This is a genomic window from Pseudomonas sp. GW821-FHT09C10, from assembly GCF_059418085.1.
In genome coordinates this window covers 66,274-83,484 of record NZ_JBWKPE010000019.1, presented here as the reverse complement: position 1 = coordinate 83,484, position 17,211 = coordinate 66,274, and the positions used below count along the sequence as shown (strand labels likewise).

Below are 17,211 nucleotides of genomic sequence, written 5' to 3'. Positions count from 1 at the left end.
AGCAGTGCTCCTTATAGGGTGACGTCGACGCCGTGGCGCACGACGCGTTTATCCAGCTCACCGCCCAGCCAGTAGGCGAGGTCGGCGGGGCGATCAATCTGCCAGGCGACAAAGTCGGCCACCTTGCCCACTTCCAGGGACCCATGGGTGTCGCCCATGCCCAGGGCGGTGGCCGCATGTTGTGTGACACCGGCCAGGGCTTCTTCCGGGGTCATGCGGAACAGGGTGCAGGCCATGTTCAGCATCAGGCGCACCGACAGCGCCGGCGAGGTGCCGGGGTTGAGGTCGCTGGCGATGGCGATCTTCACGCCGTGCCTGCGCAGGGCGTCCATCGGCGGCAGCTGGGTTTCGCGCAGGAAGTAGAACGCCCCCGGCAGCAACACCGCGACGGTGCCGGCAGCGGCCATGGCGATGGCGTCTTCTTCGGTCATGAATTCCAGGTGGTCCGCCGACAATGCGTGGTAACGCGCCGCCAGGCTGGAGCCGTGCAGCGACGACAGCTGCTCGGCATGCAGTTTCACCGGCAGGCCGAGTTGCCGGGCGACCTTGAACACGCGCTCGACCTGCTCGGTGGAAAACGCCAGGTATTCGCAGAACGCATCCACCGCGTCCACCAACCCCTGCGCCGCCAAAGCCGGCAGCATTTCATTGCAGATGTGCTCGATGTAATCGTCGGCGCGGTCCTTGTACTCCGGCGGCAATGCATGGGCCGCCAGGCACGTGGCACGCACGCTGACCGGCAGCGCTTCGCCCAGGCGCCGAGCCACCCGCAACATCTTGCGCTCGTTGGCCAGGTCCAGGCCGTAGCCGGACTTGATCTCCACGGTGGTCACGCCGTCACGCAGCAGGCTGCGCAGGCGCTTATGGGCGCTGGCGAAGAGTTCATCCTCCGTGGCGGCGCGGGTGGCACGCACGGTGCTGGCAATACCGCCGCCCTTGGCCGCGATGTCGGCATAGCTCACGCCCTCGAGGCGCTGCTCGAATTCGCCGCTGCGATTGCCGCCAAACACCGCGTGGGTGTGGCAGTCGATCAGCCCGGGGGTGACCCACGCGCCTTGCAGGTCATGCACCTGGGCGTAATCCGCCGTCGGTACTTCGCTGCGCGGACCGATCCACTCGATGAGCGAACCGGCGGTGACCAGGGCGGCATCCTCGATGATCGAGTATTTGCCCTGGGCCATGGTTGCGACGTGGCAGTGTTGCCAAAGGGTTTTCATCAACGCCTCCCTAAGTTATCGATGAGACAAGGCCGGGTCGTAATGGACCTTGGCCGCTTGCCCGGCGGCGGGCTTGACCCACAGCAGGTAGGCAACGACCAGCAACACGATCCATACCGCACCGACCAGCAAGGCCGCCTGGGTGTCCGGGAAGTAACCGAGCACGCCAAACACAAACAGCATGAACACGATGGCCGCAGCCGGCGCGTAGGGCCAGAACGGCACCGGAAATTTCAATTCGGCGACCTGCTCTTTCGTCATCGAGCGGCGCATGGCGACCTGGGTGAACAGGATCATCAGCCACACCCATACGGTGGCGAAGGTGGCAATCGACGCGATCAGCAGGAACACGTTTTCCGGGATCAGGTAGTTGAGCAGCACACCGCCGAGCAAGGCGGCGCCCATCACCACCACCGTCATCCACGGTACGCCTTGCCTGGACAACCGGGCAAAGCCCTTGGGCGCCTGCCCTTGCTGCGCCAGGCCGTACATCATGCGGCCGGCACCGAAGATGTCGCTGTTGATGGCCGACACGGCCGCCGAAATCACCACGATATTGAGGAGGGTCGCCGCCGAGCCTATCCCGAGGTTGCTGAAGATCTGCACGAACGGGCTGCCCTGGCTGCCGATCTGCGGCCATGGATAGATGGCCATCAAGACAAACAACGTCAGCACGTAGAACAACAGGATGCGCAGCGGCACGGCGTTGATCGCCTTGGGGATCACGCGCTGCGGGTCCTTGGCTTCACCGGCGGTGATGCCGATGATCTCGATGCCGCCAAACGCGAACATCACCACGGCAAACGAGGCGATCAGCCCACCAATGCCGTTGGGCATGAAGCCGCCGTGGGCCCACAGGTTGCTCAGGCCGCTGGCCTGGGTTTCGCCGGCCGAGTGGATGCCGAACAGCATGATGCCGAAGCCGCCGAGAATCATCGCCACGATGGCGCCGACCTTGAGCAGCGACAGCCAGAACTCCATCTCGCCAAAGACCTTGACGTTGCACAGGTTCAGGCCGCCGATCAAAAACACGATGCCGAGCACCCAGACCCAGCGTGCGACCTCGGGAAACCAGAAGCCCATGTAGATGCCGAAGGCGGTGACGTCGGCGAGACAGACGATGATCATTTCAAAGGCGTAGGTCCAGCCCAGGATAAAACCGGCCAACGGGCCCAGGTAGGTGCTGGCGTATTGGCCGAAGGAGCCGGAGACCGGGTTGTGCACGGCCATTTCACCGAGGGCGCGCATCACCATGAACACCGCGGCGCCGCCGATCAGGTAGGCCAGCAGCACGGCGGGGCCAGCCATCTGGATGGCCGAGGCGGACCCGTAGAACAGCCCGGTGCCGATCGCGGAACCGAGGGCCATGAAGCGAATATGTCGGGCGCTCAGCCCGCGTTTCAAACCCTTTTCTTGCTGGTGCATTTCTCGTCCCTAATTATTTTTATCCTGAGAAAGTTGTTTGTGGTGAGCGAGCTTGCTCGCGTTCGAGTGCGAAGCGCTCGCGGCCTTTTTTGGGGCTGCTGCGCAGCCCGGCGCGAGCAAGCTCGCTCACCACAGAGAGCCATGCCGTTCTCTGAACCGCTTACAGGCTCGGCAGCAACGTGGCCGGCACCAGCTCATTCAGGCAGCGGCTGGCGAGCAGTTCGCTGGCGGCGAGGATGTCCGGGGCGAAGAAGCGGTCCTTGTCGTAGAACGCCACTTTGGCGCGCAGGATGCCACGGGCTTTTTCCAGTTTCGGCGAGGTTTTCAGGCCTTCGCGCAGGTCCAGGCCCTGGCACGCGGCCAGCCATTCCACCGCGAGGATGCCGCGGGTGTTCTCGGCCATTTCCCACAGGCGCTTGCCGGCAGCCGGGGCCATCGACACGTGGTCTTCCTGGTTGGCGGACGTCGGAATGCTGTCGACGCTATGGGGATGAGCCAATGCCTTGTTCTCACTGGCGAGGGCGGCGGCGGTCACCTGGGCGATCATGAAACCGGAGTTCACCCCGCCATTGCCCACCAGGAACGGCGGCAGTTGCGACATGTGCTTGTCCATCATCAGCGAGATGCGACGCTCGCTCAGGGAGCCGATTTCGGCGATGGCCAGGGCCATGTTGTCAGCAGCCATGGCCACCGGTTCGGCGTGGAAGTTGCCACCGGAGATCACGTCACCCTCAGCGGCAAATACCAACGGGTTGTCGGACACGGCGTTGGCTTCGACCACCAGCACCTCGGCCGCCTGGCGCAACTGAGTCAGGCAGGCGCCCATGACTTGTGGCTGGCAGCGCAGGGAGTACGGGTCCTGCACCTTGTCGCAGTTCTGGTGCGATTGCGACACCTGGCTGCTCTCACCCAGCAGGTCACGGTAGGCCGCCGCCGAATCGATCTGCCCACGTTGACCGCGAGCCGCATGAATACGCGCGTCGAACGGCGAGCGCGAGCCCAGCACCGCTTCCACGGTAAGGCCGCCGCACGCCAGGGCGCCGGCGAACAGGTCTTCGCCCTCGAACAGGCCACGCAGGGCATAGGCGGTGGACACCTGGGTGCCGTTGAGCAGCGCCAGGCCTTCCTTGGCGGCGAGGGTCAGCGGCGTCAGGCCGGCGACTTTCAGCGCGTCGGTAGCCTCCAGCCATTCGCCCTTGTAGCGCGCCTTGCCTTCGCCCAGCAGCACCAGGGACATATGCGCCAACGGCGCCAGGTCACCGGAAGCACCAACGGAACCTTTCAGGGGAATATGCGGGTACACCTCGGCATTGATCAGCGCAATCAGCGCGTCGATCACCTGCCGGCGAATCCCGGAGAACCCACGGCTGAGGCTGTTGACCTTGAGTACCATGACCAGCCGCACCAGCGCATCGCTGATCGGCTCACCGACGCCGGCGGCGTGGGATAGCACCAGGGAACGCTGGAGGTTTTCCAGGTCTTCGCTGGCGATGCGGGTCGAGGCCAGCAAGCCGAAACCAGTGTTGATGCCATAGGCGGTGCGGTTCTCGGCGAGAATCTGCTCCACGCAGGCCACACTGGCTTCGATCTGGGCCGAGGCACTGTCATCCAGGCGCAGGGTTACCGGCTGCTGGTAGATGGCCCGCAGTTGGGCGAGGCTCAATTGGCCTGGAATCAGGTTTAGCGCAGTCACATTCATACTCCTTGTGAATTATTCTTTTGAAATAAGTGTTCAGTGCAGATTCGGTAATGCGGTGTCCTTGAGCACCTTGGCGGCGGCCGCAATATCCGGCGCCAGCCAACGGTCCTGCTCATAGGCCGGCACCACTTCACGCAACAGGCGCCAGGCGCGATCGGTGCCCGCGCCGAAGCGCTGGTCTTTCAGGAATTCGAAGGCCTGGGCCGCCAGCAGGTACTCGATGGCGAGGATCTGGGTGACGTTGGCCACGACCTGGTGCAGCTTGAGCGCGGCGTTGGTGCCCATGCTCAGGTGGTCTTCCTGCAGCCCCGAGGTGACGAAGTTGTCGAGCACCGCCGGTTGCGCCAACTGGCGGTTCAGTCCGCACAGCGAGGCGGCGACGTACTGCACGATCATCATCCCGGAGTTGACCCCGGGGTTGCTCACCAGGAACGCCGGCAGGCCGCTGACGTGGGGGTTGATCAGGCGGTCGAGGCGGCGCTCGGCCACCGAGCCGATTTCGGCCAGGGCAATCGCCAGCAGGTCGGCGGCCAGCGCCACGGACTGGCCGTGGGGGTTGGCCTGGGACACCACGCGGTAGTGGTCCGGCGTGCCGAGCACCAGCGGGTTGTCGGTGGCGCTGTTGAGTTCGGTCTCGATCTGGCGAGTGGCGTGTTCCACCTGGTCGCGCGCCGCGCCGTGAATCTGCGGGATCGAGCGCAGGCTCAGGGCGTCCTGGGTGCGGATGCCTTTGCTGCTCGCAATCACTTCACTGCCATCGAGCAACGCACGCAGGTTGCGGCCGACATGCTGCATGCCCGGGTGCGGCTTGAGGGCGATGATTTCTTCGTCGAAGGCATCGATCTGGCCGCGTTGTGCCTCGAAGCTCATGGCGCCGATCACGTCGGCCCATTGCAGCAAGTGATGGGCGTCGGCCAGGGCCAGGCAGCTCAGGCCGGTCATGCACGGCGTGCCGTTGACCAGGCACAGGCCGTCCTTGGCGCCGAGGACCACCGGCTGCAAACCTTCTTCGTCCAGGGCCTGTTGCGCCGGCACGATCCGGCCGCGATAGCTCACATGTCCGACACCCAGCAGCGCCACGCCGACATGGGCCATATGGGTCAGGTAACCCACCGAGCCCTGGGACGGTACTTGCGGCGTGATGCCGTGGTTGAGCAGCGCCAGCAGCGAATGCACCACCTGCGGATGCAGGCCGGATTTGCCGTGGCTGTAGTTGATGACCGCCGCGCAGATGATCGCGCGGGTCTGCTCGTCGCTGAGGACCGGGCCGACGCCACAGGCGTGGCTGAGCAAGGTATTGCGCGACAACTGGCTCAGCTGCTCGCCCTCAAGGGGCACGTTGCACAGCGCGCCCAGCCCGGTGTTCACGCCGTAGGCGCGTTCGCCGCTGGTGACGATGCGCTGCACGATGGCCTGGGCATTGTCGATCCGCGCCCAGGCCTGGCCCGAGAGTTCGAGCACCGCGCCGTGACGGGCCACGGCGACCACGTCCTGCCAGCGCAGGGGGATGTCGGCGATGATGATTTTTGCTGCCTGGGACATTGTTGACCTCTTCATATTCTCTACAGCTTTGCCGGCCTCACCACAGAACCTGGGTCAGACCACCGCCGCACGCCGCTGGACAAACCGATCCACGTACTCATCCGCCGGCGAATGCAGGATCTCCCTCGGCGTGCCGACCTGGATCAGCCTGCCGTCCTTGAGAATCGCAATGCGGTTGCCGATACGCACGGCCTCGTCGAGGTCGTGGGTGATGAATACGATGGTCTTGTGCAGGGTCTTTTGCAGCTCGAGCAACTGGTCCTGCATCTCGGCGCGGATCAGCGGGTCGAGGGCGCTGAAGGCTTCGTCCATCAGGATGATGTCGGTGTCAGCGGCCAGGGCGCGGGCCAGGCCGACACGCTGGCGCATGCCACCGGAAAGCTGGTGCGGGTACTTGTTTTCGTAGCCCTTGAGGCCCACGGTTTCGATCCAGTGCAGCGCGCGTTCGGCGCAGACCTGCTTGGTTTCGCCACGCACCTTGAGGCCGTAGGCGACGTTGTCGAGCACGCTCTTGTGGGGCAGCAGGCCGAAGCTCTGGAACACCATGCTGATCTTGTGCCGACGGAATTGGCGCAGGGCGTCCATGTCCAGTTGCAGGATGTCTTCGCCGTCCACCAGGATCGCGCCGCTGGTGGGGTCGATCAGGCGGTTGAAGTGGCGCACCAGCGTGGACTTGCCCGAGCCCGACAGGCCCATGATCACGAAGATCTCACCGGTGCCGATGCTCAGGGACAAATCGTTCACGCCGACCACGCAGCCGGTCTCGGCCAGCACCTGGTCCTTGGTCTTGCCCTGGCCAACCATCGCCAGCGCCTCCTTGGAGCGGGCGCCAAAGATCTTGAAGACGTTTTTAACTTCGATTTTGCTGACAGTAGTCATTTGCTCGCCTCATGCCGTGGACGACCATAGGCCTGGGTAATACGGTCGATGACCACGGCGAGAATCACGATCGCCAGCCCGGCTTCGAGGCCACGGCCGACGTTGAGGGTCTGGATGCCGACCAGGACATCTTCACCCAAGCCACGGGCGCCGATCATCGAGGCGATCACCACCATCGACAACGCCATCATGGTGGTCTGGTTGATACCGGCCATGATGCTCGGCAGCGCCAGCGGCAATTGCACGCCGAACAGCTGTTGCCAGCGGTTGGCACCAAAGGCGTTGATGGCTTCCATGACTTCGCCGTCGACCTGGCGAATCCCCAGGTCGGTGAGGCGAATCAGTGGCGGCGCGGCGTAGATCACCGTGGCGAAAATCGCCGGCACCTTGCCCAGGCCGAACAGCATCAGCACCGGGATCAGGTACACGAAGCTGGGCATGGTCTGCATGATGTCGAGCAGCGGCATCAGCACCGAACGCAGGCGATTGCTGCGCGCCGACAGGATGCCCAGCGGGATGCCGATCAACACCGAGATCACCGTGGCAACCATCATCAGCGCCAGGGTCTGCATCAGCTTGTCCCACAGGCCGACCGCGCCCACCAGGAACAGCAGACCGACGATCACCGCCGTGGTCAGCACCTTGCGGGTGGCATGCCAGGCAACGGCGCCGACGATGGCCAGCATCAGCCACCATGGGGCGGCGCGCAGCAGCCCTTCCAGGTTGACGATGGCCCACAGCAGGGTGTCGGAGATGTGCCGGAACACATCGCCGTAGTTGGTAACCAGTGAATCCACCCAACCATTGACCCAGTCGGCGATGGAAAACGTAAAACTCTCAGGAAACATAGCGTGCTCTCGATCCAGTGGGTTGTGGCCAGGCGCCCGGCTACCCCTGAGGGTAGCCGGGCACACTTGACCTACAAGGCCGCGTCGATTTTCTTGGCTGCCTCGTCGCTTACCCAGGCGTGCCAGACTTCAGGATGTTCCTTGAGGAAAATTTTCGCCAGTTTCGGCGACTCAATGCGCTCCTTGGCCATGCGCCCCAGGTTCTGGTTCAGCAGGTCGATGGGCAGGTTGACTTTTTCCAGCACGGCCACCAGTTCCGGGGCTTGCTCGTGGAAGGTCTTGGACAGGCCGACCTTGATGCTCACGGTCTTATCCACACCGGGTTTTTCTTCCAGCTTGACCAGGTCGACCTGGCCCATCAGCGGGGTTGGCGACCAGTAGTAGAACAGGATCGGCTCGCCACGCTTGTAGCTCGACAGCACCGCCGCATCCAGCGCCGGGCCGGTGCCTGGGCGGAAGTTGGTGTAGGTGCTTTCCAGGCCGTAGCTCTTGAGCATTTCGCTGTTGTCCAGCTCGCAGGTCCAGCCGGCCGGGCAGTTGTAGAAACGGCCCTTGGACGGTTCTTCCTGGTCCTTGAACACCGCGGCGTACTTGGCCAGGTCGGCGATGTTTTTCAGGTCCGGCGCCTTGGCTTCCAGCTTGCGCTTGGCGTCGCCTTCGATCACGTAGCGCGGTACGTACCAGCCTTCGACGGCGCCCACCACCGGGGCACCGACACCGACGACTTTGCCGGCCTTCTCGGCCTTGTTCCAGACTTCGCTGCGGCCGACCCACTCTTCGGCAAACACTTGGATGTCGTTGCTGCTCAGGGCGTTTTCCATGGTGATGGAGTTGCCCGGCAAGCTGTCGGTTTTGCAGTCGTAGCCTTTTTCCAGCACGGTTTGCAGGATGTCGGTGAGCAACATGCCGCTTTCCCAGTTCAGGCCGGCGAATTTCACCGGTTTGCCGGATTCACACCAACCGGACGCCTGGGCGCCAGCAGTGGCCAGCAAGCCCGCAGAAAACACGGTGGCCAACAGGGTCTTATGCATTTTCATTGTTGTGACGCTCCCAAATCTTGAAATGGATTACGGCAGTCAGTAGGCATCCTGCCCTGTCCACGTCCCATCAGGCCTGTGCAACCAGCCCGTTTGTCGTCGTCGGTGCAGCGCCCTGCTCTGTCGGCAGGGTCAGGTGTTCAGGCGTTGCGCGAGGCCACTTTTTCGCCGCCCAGTAATAGAGCGCGGCGGGAAGAACCAGGCCGATGATCCAGGAAATATCCACATCCCCCAGGGCCGCCACCAGGGGGCCGGTGTAGAACTTGGTAGAGATGAACGGCAATTGCACCAGCACACCGAAGACATACACGCTGATACCGAGCAGGTTCCAACGGCCATAGCGCCCGTTCGGATCGGCCAGCGCCGGCACGTCGTAGCGATCGCGGGTGATGCAGTAGTAGTCGACCAGGTTGATCGCGCTCCATGGGGTAAAAAACGCCAGCAGGAACAAGATGAAGGACTTGAACGCCCCCAGGAACGAGTGCTGCCCGAGCAAGGCGATCAGGGTCGCCGTGCCAACGATGGCCAGTACGAAAAACAGGCGCTGCAAGCGCGTGACCTCGAGGCGACCGCGAAAGCCGCTGATGATCGTGGCAATGCACATGAAGCTGCCGTAGGAGTTCAGCGTGGAGATGGTGACCTTGCCGAACGCGATGCTGAAATACAGCAGCGCCGCAGTGGCTCCGGTACCGCCCAGGCCGACGATGTAGGCCACTTCGTGACCGGCAAATTGCCCGTTGGACATGGCCGCCGCGAACACGCCGAGGATCATCGCCACCTGCGCGCCAACCACCGAACCTGCACCTGCGGCAAGAAAGGTTTTCAGCGAGGACGTGTTGCTCGGCAGGTAGCGTGAATAGTCCGCCACGTACGGGCCGAAGGCGACTTGCCAGGATGCCGCGAGCGACACCGCCAGCAGGAAGCTGCTCCAGCTGAAGTGGCGGATTTGCAGGAGTGCGCCAACGTCGGCCTGGCTCATCAGACGGCTGAACAGGTAGACAAAGGCAATCACGCCAATAACGCTGGCAACGCGGCCGATGAAGTGGATCACCCGGTAACCGAGCACCGTGACCAGCACGATGACACTGGCGAAGATCAGGATCCCGACGCTGTCGCTGACACCAAACAACTGGCCCAGGGCCTGGCCGGAAAGCACGGTGCCGGTTGCGGTGAAACCAAGGTACATCAGGCAGACCAGCACGATCGGGATCGCCGCGCCGTACACACCGAACTGCACCCGGCTGGAGATCATCTGCGGCAGGCCCAGCCTGGGCCCCTGCGCCGCATGCAACGCCATGACGCCGCCGCCCAGCAATTGACCGATCAACAGACCGAGCAACGACCAGAACACATCACCGCCCAGCACCACGGCCAGGGCCCCGGTGACGATCGCGGTGATCTGCAGGTTGGCACCCAGCCACAGGGTGAACTGGCTCAATAGACGACCGTGTCTTTCCGCTTCCGGGATGTAGTCGATCGAACGCCTTTCGATCAACGGGGTGGTGTCGTTTGCAGCCATGTGTATTCAACCTCTGATGGATTGTCCTGGGTTCGCCGCCATCGGGGGCAAGCCCCCTCCCACATCGGGTTACTTGATCATTGGAAGATTGAGGCCCTGCTCTTTGGCGCAGTCGATGGCGATCTGGTAACCGGCGTCTGCGTGACGCATCACACCGGTGGCCGGGTCGTTGTGCAGCACGCGGGCAATGCGCTCGGCCGCTTCGTCGGTACCGTCACAGACGATCACCATGCCGGAGTGCTGGGAGAAGCCCATGCCCACGCCGCCGCCGTGGTGCAGCGAAACCCAGGTCGCGCCGCTGGCGGTGTTGAGCAAGGCGTTGAGCAGTGGCCAATCGGACACGGCGTCGGAACCGTCCTGCATGGATTCGGTTTCGCGGTTCGGGCTGGCGACCGAGCCGGAGTCCAGGTGGTCACGGCCGATCACCACCGGCGCCGACAGCTCGCCGCTGCGCACCATCTCGTTGAACGCCAGGCCGAGCTTGGCGCGCTGGCCCAGGCCAACCCAGCAGATACGCGCCGGCAGGCCCTGGAAGCTGATGCGCTCGCGCGCCATGTCCAGCCAGTTGTGCAGGTGGGCGTCGTCGGGGATCAGCTCTTTGACTTTGGCGTCGGTCTTGTAGATGTCCTGCGGGTCACCCGACAGCGCAGCCCAGCGGAACGGGCCGATGCCACGGCAGAACAGCGGGCGGATGTACGCCGGTACGAAGCCTGGGAAGTCGAAGGCGTTTTCCACGCCCTCTTCCTGGGCCATCTGGCGAATGTTGTTGCCGTAGTCGAAGGTCGGGATGCCTTGCTTCTGGAATTCCAGCATGGCTTTGACGTGCACCGCCATCGACTGCTTGGCGGCCTTGATCACGGCAGCCGGTTCGGTCTTGGCGCGGGCGCGGTATTCGTCCCAGGTCCAGCCGGCCGGCAGGTAACCGTTGAGCGGGTCGTGGGCGCTGGTCTGGTCGGTGACCATGTCCGGGCGCACGCCACGCTTGACCAGTTCCGGCAGGATTTCAGCGGCGTTACCCAGCAGCGCGATGGAGATCGCCTTGCCTTCCTTTGTGTACTTGGCGATGCGGGCCAGGGCGTCGTCGAGGTCGGTGGCTTGTTCGTCGACATAGCGGCTGTTGAGGCGGAAATCGATGCTGACCTGCTGGCATTCAATGTTCAGCGAGCACGCGCCGGCCAGTGTCGCGGCCAGAGGCTGGGCACCGCCCATGCCACCGAGGCCGGCGGTGAGGACCCAGCGGCCCTTGAGGTTTGAATCGTAGTGCTGGCGACCGGCTTCGACGAAGGTTTCGTAGGTGCCCTGGACGATGCCCTGGCTGCCGATGTAGATCCAGCTGCCGGCGGTCATCTGGCCGTACATGGCCAGGCCCTTGGCGTCCAGTTCGTTGAAGTGTTCCCAACTGGCCCAGTGCGGCACCAGGTTGGAATTGGCGATCAGCACACGCGGGGCATTGCTGTGGGTCTTGAACACGCCGACCGGCTTGCCGGATTGCACCAGCAGGGTTTCGTCGTCATTCAGGTGGGTGAGGCTCTCGACGATCTGGTCGTAGCACTCCCAGTTGCGCGCTGCACGGCCGATACCGCCGTACACCACCAGTTCTTTCGGGTTCTCGGCCACTTGGGGGTCGAGGTTGTTCATCAGCATGCGCAGCGGCGCTTCAGTCAGCCAGCTTTTGGCGGTGAGCTTGTTACCGCGGGCGGCGCGGATTTCGACGTCACGGTATTTTGTAGGCTTGGTCACAACAAGAACTCCTCGGCGATCGATGCGCGAACATGGATGGTGCGAAGGAGAGTCTTACGCACACATCTTTACTTGTACATACAAGCATATGCAATCAAGCGGCCAACTTTCCGAGGGAGGTGTTAGGATTTTTCCGAAAAGCGTGTGCGAGCCTTGGAAATCAGGGCTTCGAGGCGTGATGAAATTTCTTGCGAAGAGGGTTTATAGCGAAGGAGGTGTGTCACGACAGCGCGGTTTTGCGCCGAGCTGGGGCGTTCGGTAACAAATTGGTGCAGGGACTGGAAACAGATTCTATAAGCGACACAAAAACAAATGTGGGAGGGGGCTTGCTCCCGATTGCGGTGTGTCAGCCCAGGATATACCCACTGATCCACCGCTATCGGGAGCAAGCCCCCTCCCACATTTTTTAACCCCGCGGGGTCAGTTCGATGATGCAGCAGCGACCCGTGACGGAAATATCCAGCAGACCGCTGTTACCGTCCACTTGCAGGCAATCGTGATGGCCCAGTACCTCGTCCAGCACCTTCACTTCATCCGCCACGCTGAACACCAGCACCGTCTGCGCCGTAGTAAAGCACCGCTGCACACCATCCACCCACTGCAACCGCGCATGGTAACGCTGGGGCGAGTAGATCAGGTTGAAGTCGCGGATCGGCCCGGTAATCAAGCGGCATGAAACCTGGCTGTCGCCTTTGAAGGCGAACGGTTGCAGCGGTAACAACCCGCGCTGCTCCTCGCCATCCACCGTCAGCACCATGCCTGCGCCTTTGATCACGGTGATCACGCGCTGGTAGCCGGCGAAGGTGGAAAACCCGCCCGACTCGCCGATATCGGCAATCGACAGGCGCCAGCCGAAGCCTTCCAGGCACTCGCCGGCATCGCGGGTGATTTCTTCGGTACTGCCGCCACCGTTTTTCCACGGCATGCGCACGTAATCGGCGGCGCGCCAGACTTTTACTGCACTCATTTACTGAACCGTCCTTCCAGGCTGTGACGGGAACCGGGGTGGATCAAACGCGCGGCAGTCACCGGCTGACGGCCGGACCAGGTACGCCGGCGAATCAACAGGCACGGCTCGCTCGGCTCGATCTGCAACAACTTGCACTCGGCAACGTCGGCGAGAATCGCTTCGACCACGTGCTCGCCCTCTGTCAACGGCGCCACCTGGTTGAGATAGGCATAGGGGGTTTGCAGGGTGAAGTCCTGTTGCAGGTATTCCGGCGCGACCAGGGCGTTGACGAAACGGTCCTCGATTTGCACGGGAATATCGTTTTCGTAATGCACGATCAGCGAGTGGAACACCCGCCCGCCTTCACGCATTTCCAGGGCGACGGCGCGTTCGGAACCGGCAGCCTCTTCGCCCAGGGTGATGACCTGGCAGGTATGCCGATGACCGCGGGAGGCGATCTCATCGGCAATGTTGTGCACTTCAAACAGCGCCGACTGGCTCTTGGGCTCAGCGACGAACGTACCGACACCTTGCATGCGCACCAGCAAACCTTCGGCAGTAAGCTCACGCAGCGCGCGGTTGATGGTCATGCGGCTGAAGCCCAACTGGCTGACCAGTTCGCTCTCCGACGGTACGCGGTAATGGGGCGGCCAGTTGCCGTTGAGGATCTGCTGGCTGATCATCTGTTTGACGCGGGCATACAAGGGCGCCGGACTTTCGTCCATGTGGGCAGCCAGTGAAGACTTGGCGGGCGGAGTCGGCACAGGGAATCCTTGCAAGGGGAAAAGATGCATAGATTGCCGGAGTTTACCGAGCAGGCAAACGTCTGTATATGTATATACAAATAAACACACGACCGGGGTGCTCTAATCATGTCCGCTTTCTTTGCCGAACGCGCGCTGCTGCCTAGTGGATGGGCCAACGATGTACGTCTTGAAGTCAGCGCCGATGGCCTGCTGACACAGGTTGAGGCCAACGCCAGCGCAGCCGGTGCCGAACGGCTCAGGGGCCCGGTATTGGCGGGCATGCCGAACCTGCACTCCCACGCCTTTCAGCGCGCCATGGCCGGGTTGGCCGAAGTGGCCGGCAACCCGAATGACAGTTTCTGGACCTGGCGCGACCTGATGTACCGCATGGTCGGCAAGATCAGCCCGGAGCAACTGCAGGCGATCGCCCGCCAGCTGTACATCGAGATGCTCAAGGCCGGTTACACCTCGGTGGCTGAATTCCACTACGTGCATCACGATGTCAGCGGACAGCCCTATGCCGACCGTACGGAACTGTCGCGGCAGATCAGCCAGGCCGCAGCGAGTAGCGGCATCGGCCTGACGCTGGTGCCGGTGCTCTATACCCACTCAGGGTTTGGCGGCCAGGCGCCGAATGAGGGGCAGCGACGGTTTATCAACAGCACCGAACATTACCTGGACCTGCAAGCGCACCTCAAACCGATCCTCGCGGCGCAACCGGCGCAGCAACTGGGCTTGTGCTTCCACTCCCTGCGCGCGGTTACGCCACAGCAGATCAATGAGGTATTGGCCGCCAGCGACAAGACGTGCCCGGTGCATATCCATATCGCCGAACAGCAAAAGGAAGTCGACGACTGCCTGGCCTGGAGCGGCAAACGCCCGTTGCAATGGCTGTACGACAACGTCGAGGTCGATGAACGCTGGTGCCTGGTGCACGCCACCCATGCCAACCCGGAAGAAGTGACGCGCATGGCCAAGAGCCGCGCGATTGCCGGCTTGTGCCTGACCACCGAAGCCAACCTGGGCGACGGGATTTTCCCGGCCGTGGATTATCTCGCCCAAGGCGGACGCCTGGGCATCGGTTCCGATAGCCATGTGTCCCTGAGCGTGGTGGAAGAACTGCGCTGGCTGGAATACGGCCAACGCCTGCGCGATCAACGGCGCAATCGCTTGTATCGCAGCGACCAGCCGATGGTCGGCCGTACATTGTTCGATGCGGCGCTGGACGGCGGCGCACAAGCGCTGGGGCAGCCGATAGGTCGACTGGAAGTGGGCAAGCGTGCGGATTGGATCGTGCTGGACGGTAACGATCCTTACCTGGCGACAGCCACCGAAGACGCGATTCTCAACCGTTGGCTGTTCGCTGGGGGTGATCGGCAGGTACGGGATGTGCTGGTCAATGGCAAGTGGGTGGTGCGGGATGGGCGGCATGCCGGCGAGGAAGAGAGTAACCGGTCGTTCACGCAGGTCTTGAGGGATTTGTTGGGCTGATGAATGTGGGAGGAGGCTTGCCCCCCTCCCACATTTGATTGATGGGGTGTTCGCGTTACTGCGAAGTCTTCGCCATCTGCTTATCCGACGTACGCCAGATCAACCGCGTGGTGTCATACCCTTGCTGCCGCGCCCTGCTCAACAGGTCTTCGCGGGTGTCCGCGCTGACCGTCGGCGTGCGTGACAGGATCCACATATAGCGGCGGCTCGGGCTGCCAACGATGGCGGTCTTGTAGTCATCGCTGACGTACAACACCCAGTAATCGCCCTTGGCGACGCCTGGCAGCAGTGACGTAAACCAGTTGTTGAATTCCACCCAGAGCTTGTCGGTCTTGCCAGGCACCTGCGGCGTGGCCGTGCCCTTGGCTTCTTCCCACTTCCACTCGGTGGTGAGGCAGCGGTTGAATACCGACATATCGCCATCAGGCAGCAATGTGTAGCGGGCTTCGGACTGCGCGCAGTTGCGCTGGAAGTACATCGGCAATCGGGCCAACTCATACCAGGTGCCCTGGTAACGCTTGAGGTTGACGTTGCTCGCTGTCTTGGGTTGCAGATCATCGCCAGAATGGCTGGCGCAGCCCGCCAAAAACAGGCTGGCGCAAAGGAACAAAACAAAACGCATCATTCTTCTTCTCCCGCAGGCTTTCGCCCCGGTTTACTTCAGGCCTTGCCCGGAAAACATCAGAACTTTGTCACCGGCATATTGAACGCTGATAAAGCTGTTTTTATCGCCCCATGTGCAGCTGGACATGCCCAGTGCGCCGGAACAATCGGTCGGCTTGCCCAGCAGCGACTCCACCTCGGCCTTAGGCATGCCGGCCGACAACTTTGCGTAGTTTTCTTGATTGACCTTGCTGCAAGCGGCCAACAGCACGCAAAAAGCCAGCAAAGCGAGACGGCGTAACGACATGGAATAACTCCTGGAGAGACGAAGCAGCTTGGGTATCTGCCAGAAGCTTAGAAGGGAAAAGGGGTGTCTGGTTCCCGACGAACGAAAACAAAAAAGCCCCGAAAACGCTGAAACGTTTCGGGGCTTCTTTAAGGGTGAACCGGCTCACAACAACGCCGTTCACTTATCGCCGCAGGTTACTTCTTGTGGTAAGCGGTCACACGCTCAACTTCTTCCTTGGAACCCAGGAACACCGCCACACGCTGGTGCAAGCCGTCGGGCTGGATGTCGAGGATGCGCTGGTGGCCGTCGGTGGACGCACCGCCCGCCTGTTCTACCAGGAAGGACATCGGGTTGGCTTCGTACATCAGGCGCAGTTTGCCCGGCTTGGACGGCTCGCGGCTGTCGCGTGGGTACATGAACAGGCCGCCACGGGTCAGGATACGGTGCACATCGGCCACCATCGCCGCGACCCAACGCATGTTGAAGTTCTTCTTCAACGGGCCTTCTTCACCTTCCATCAACTCGTTCACGTAGCGCTTGACCGGTTCTTCCCAGTGGCGCTGGTTGGACATGTTGATCGCGAATTCCTGGGTGGAAGCCGGAATGGTGATGTCTTCGTGGGTGAGGACGAAGCTGCCCATTTCACGGTCGAGGGTGAAGCCTTTGACGCCATCGCCCAGGGTCAGCACCAGCATGGTCTGTGGGCCGTAGATCGCGTAACCGGCAGCGACCTGCTCGGTGCCTGGCTGCAGGAAGGCCTTTTCGTTCAGGGCTTCGTTCTGGCTCAGGTATTCGTTCGGGCAACGCAGTACCGAGAAGATGGTGCCGACCGGGGCGTTGATGTCGATGTTGGACGAACCGTCCAGTGGGTCGAACACCAGCAGGTAGGCGCCCTTCGGGTATTTGCCCGGGATCTGGTAGGCATTGTCCATTTCTTCGGACGCCATGCCGGCCAGGTGACCGCCCCATTCGTTGGCTTCGAGCAGGATCTCGTTGGAAATCACGTCGAGCTTCTTCTGCACTTCGCCCTGCACGTTTTCAGTGCCCATGCTGCCCAGGACACCACCCAATGCGCCTTTGGACACGGCGTGGCTGATTTCCTTGCAAGCACGCGCCACCACTTCGATAAGGAAGCGCAGATCGGCAGGCGTGTTGTTGCTGCGGGTCTGCTCAATCAAATAGCGACTCAAGGTAACGCGGGACATGGAAGGCTCCGATGAAGGGGGG

15 protein-coding genes are annotated in these 17,211 nt (G+C 62.4%); 1 reads left to right on the top strand and 14 read right to left on the bottom strand.

What is annotated here, in order from left to right; translation table 11 throughout:
- Positions 1-11 precede the first annotated feature (11 nt).
- From hutI to hutC, 11 genes are all read right to left on the bottom strand, one after another.
- Entirely contained in the window at positions 12-1,217 is a 1,206-nt protein-coding gene (hutI, locus tag AC07OT_RS28165; protein WP_495109611.1) for an imidazolonepropionase, read from the bottom strand.
- A gap of 15 nt (positions 1,218-1,232) precedes the next feature.
- Positions 1,233-2,642, bottom strand: coding sequence for an amino acid permease (locus AC07OT_RS28160; protein ID WP_065925740.1), 1,410 nt, complete (start codon positions 2,640-2,642; stop codon positions 1,233-1,235).
- A gap of 160 nt (positions 2,643-2,802) precedes the next feature.
- Complete coding sequence (gene hutH / locus AC07OT_RS28155) at positions 2,803-4,341, bottom strand: histidine ammonia-lyase (protein WP_495109610.1); 1,539 nt, start codon at positions 4,339-4,341, stop codon at positions 2,803-2,805.
- A 33-nt stretch (positions 4,342-4,374) separates the two neighbouring features.
- On the bottom strand, positions 4,375-5,883 hold the full coding sequence (gene hutH, locus AC07OT_RS28150) for a histidine ammonia-lyase (protein WP_495109609.1): 1,509 nt from the start codon (positions 5,881-5,883) through the stop codon (positions 4,375-4,377).
- A gap of 54 nt (positions 5,884-5,937) precedes the next feature.
- The gene (locus AC07OT_RS28145; protein ID WP_051429333.1) at positions 5,938-6,762 is read right to left on the bottom strand and encodes a quaternary amine ABC transporter ATP-binding protein; all 825 of its coding nucleotides are present in this window, start codon (positions 6,760-6,762) and stop codon (positions 5,938-5,940) included.
- Positions 6,759-7,610: an ABC transporter permease gene (locus AC07OT_RS28140; protein WP_027605053.1), complete on the bottom strand. Its 852-nt coding sequence runs from the start codon at positions 7,608-7,610 to the stop codon at positions 6,759-6,761. Before AC07OT_RS28140 ends, AC07OT_RS28145 begins: the two co-directional genes overlap by 4 nt.
- Positions 7,611-7,681: 71 nt before the next feature.
- Positions 7,682-8,647, bottom strand: a complete 966-nt coding sequence (locus AC07OT_RS28135) for an ABC transporter substrate-binding protein (protein ID WP_495109608.1) — start codon at positions 8,645-8,647, stop codon at positions 7,682-7,684.
- Between the two features lie 70 nt (positions 8,648-8,717).
- The gene (locus tag AC07OT_RS28130; protein WP_495109607.1) at positions 8,718-10,166 is read right to left on the bottom strand and encodes a purine-cytosine permease family protein; all 1,449 of its coding nucleotides are present in this window, start codon (positions 10,164-10,166) and stop codon (positions 8,718-8,720) included.
- Positions 10,167-10,235: 69 nt separating this feature from the next.
- Positions 10,236-11,906 carry a urocanate hydratase gene (hutU, locus tag AC07OT_RS28125; RefSeq protein WP_065940753.1) on the bottom strand — a complete coding sequence of 557 codons (1,671 nt, stop codon included), beginning with the start codon at positions 11,904-11,906 and terminating at the stop codon, positions 10,236-10,238.
- 406 nt (positions 11,907-12,312) lie between these two features.
- Positions 12,313-12,873, bottom strand: coding sequence for a HutD/Ves family protein (locus tag AC07OT_RS28120; RefSeq protein ID WP_495109606.1), 561 nt, complete (start codon positions 12,871-12,873; stop codon positions 12,313-12,315).
- A complete protein-coding gene (hutC, locus tag AC07OT_RS28115; RefSeq protein WP_223841674.1) occupies positions 12,870-13,580 on the bottom strand; it encodes a histidine utilization transcriptional repressor HutC in 711 nt (236 codons plus the stop codon). Before hutC ends, AC07OT_RS28120 begins: the two co-directional genes overlap by 4 nt.
- Positions 13,581-13,727: 147 nt before the next feature.
- Here hutC and AC07OT_RS28110 point away from each other — a divergent pair, with 147 nt between their 5' ends.
- The gene (locus tag AC07OT_RS28110; RefSeq protein ID WP_495109605.1) at positions 13,728-15,092 is read left to right on the top strand and encodes a formimidoylglutamate deiminase; all 1,365 of its coding nucleotides are present in this window, start codon (positions 13,728-13,730) and stop codon (positions 15,090-15,092) included.
- A gap of 55 nt (positions 15,093-15,147) precedes the next feature.
- On the opposite strand, the gene AC07OT_RS28105 is transcribed toward AC07OT_RS28110, so the two are convergent.
- The 3 genes from AC07OT_RS28105 to AC07OT_RS28095 all read right to left on the bottom strand — a co-directional run bounded on the left by AC07OT_RS28105 (position 15,148) and on the right by AC07OT_RS28095 (position 17,189).
- Positions 15,148-15,717, bottom strand: coding sequence for a lipocalin family protein (locus tag AC07OT_RS28105; RefSeq protein WP_027605060.1), 570 nt, complete (start codon positions 15,715-15,717; stop codon positions 15,148-15,150).
- A 30-nt stretch (positions 15,718-15,747) separates the two neighbouring features.
- Positions 15,748-16,002, bottom strand: a complete 255-nt coding sequence (locus tag AC07OT_RS28100; RefSeq protein ID WP_027605061.1) for a hypothetical protein — start codon at positions 16,000-16,002, stop codon at positions 15,748-15,750.
- Between the two features lie 176 nt (positions 16,003-16,178).
- Positions 16,179-17,189 carry a class 1 fructose-bisphosphatase gene (locus AC07OT_RS28095; protein WP_027605062.1) on the bottom strand — a complete coding sequence of 337 codons (1,011 nt, stop codon included), beginning with the start codon at positions 17,187-17,189 and terminating at the stop codon, positions 16,179-16,181.
- Between the last annotated feature and the right edge of the window lie 22 nt (positions 17,190-17,211).

Bases quoted from the DNA above. Each gene is read 5' to 3' on its own strand.
- AC07OT_RS28130 (WP_495109607.1), bottom strand. From the start codon at position 10,166: ATGGCTGCAAACGACACCACCCCGTTGATCGAAAGGCGTTCGATCGAC.
- AC07OT_RS28140 (WP_027605053.1), bottom strand. From the start codon at position 7,610: ATGTTTCCTGAGAGTTTTACGTTTTCCATCGCCGACTGGGTCAATGGT.
- AC07OT_RS28105 (WP_027605060.1), bottom strand. From the start codon at position 15,717: ATGATGCGTTTTGTTTTGTTCCTTTGCGCCAGCCTGTTTTTGGCGGGC.
- hutC (WP_223841674.1), bottom strand. From the start codon at position 13,580: ATGGACGAAAGTCCGGCGCCCTTGTATGCCCGCGTCAAACAGATGATC.
- AC07OT_RS28110 (WP_495109605.1), top strand. From the start codon at position 13,728: ATGTCCGCTTTCTTTGCCGAACGCGCGCTGCTGCCTAGTGGATGGGCC.
- hutI (WP_495109611.1), bottom strand. From the start codon at position 1,217: ATGAAAACCCTTTGGCAACACTGCCACGTCGCAACCATGGCCCAGGGC.
- AC07OT_RS28100 (WP_027605061.1), bottom strand. From the start codon at position 16,002: ATGTCGTTACGCCGTCTCGCTTTGCTGGCTTTTTGCGTGCTGTTGGCC.
- AC07OT_RS28145 (WP_051429333.1), bottom strand. From the start codon at position 6,762: ATGACTACTGTCAGCAAAATCGAAGTTAAAAACGTCTTCAAGATCTTT.
- AC07OT_RS28135 (WP_495109608.1), bottom strand. From the start codon at position 8,647: ATGAAAATGCATAAGACCCTGTTGGCCACCGTGTTTTCTGCGGGCTTG.
- AC07OT_RS28095 (WP_027605062.1), bottom strand. From the start codon at position 17,189: ATGTCCCGCGTTACCTTGAGTCGCTATTTGATTGAGCAGACCCGCAGC.
- AC07OT_RS28160 (WP_065925740.1), bottom strand. From the start codon at position 2,642: ATGCACCAGCAAGAAAAGGGTTTGAAACGCGGGCTGAGCGCCCGACAT.
- hutH (WP_495109609.1), bottom strand. From the start codon at position 5,883: ATGTCCCAGGCAGCAAAAATCATCATCGCCGACATCCCCCTGCGCTGG.
- AC07OT_RS28120 (WP_495109606.1), bottom strand. From the start codon at position 12,873: ATGAGTGCAGTAAAAGTCTGGCGCGCCGCCGATTACGTGCGCATGCCG.
- hutH (WP_495109610.1), bottom strand. From the start codon at position 4,341: ATGAATGTGACTGCGCTAAACCTGATTCCAGGCCAATTGAGCCTCGCC.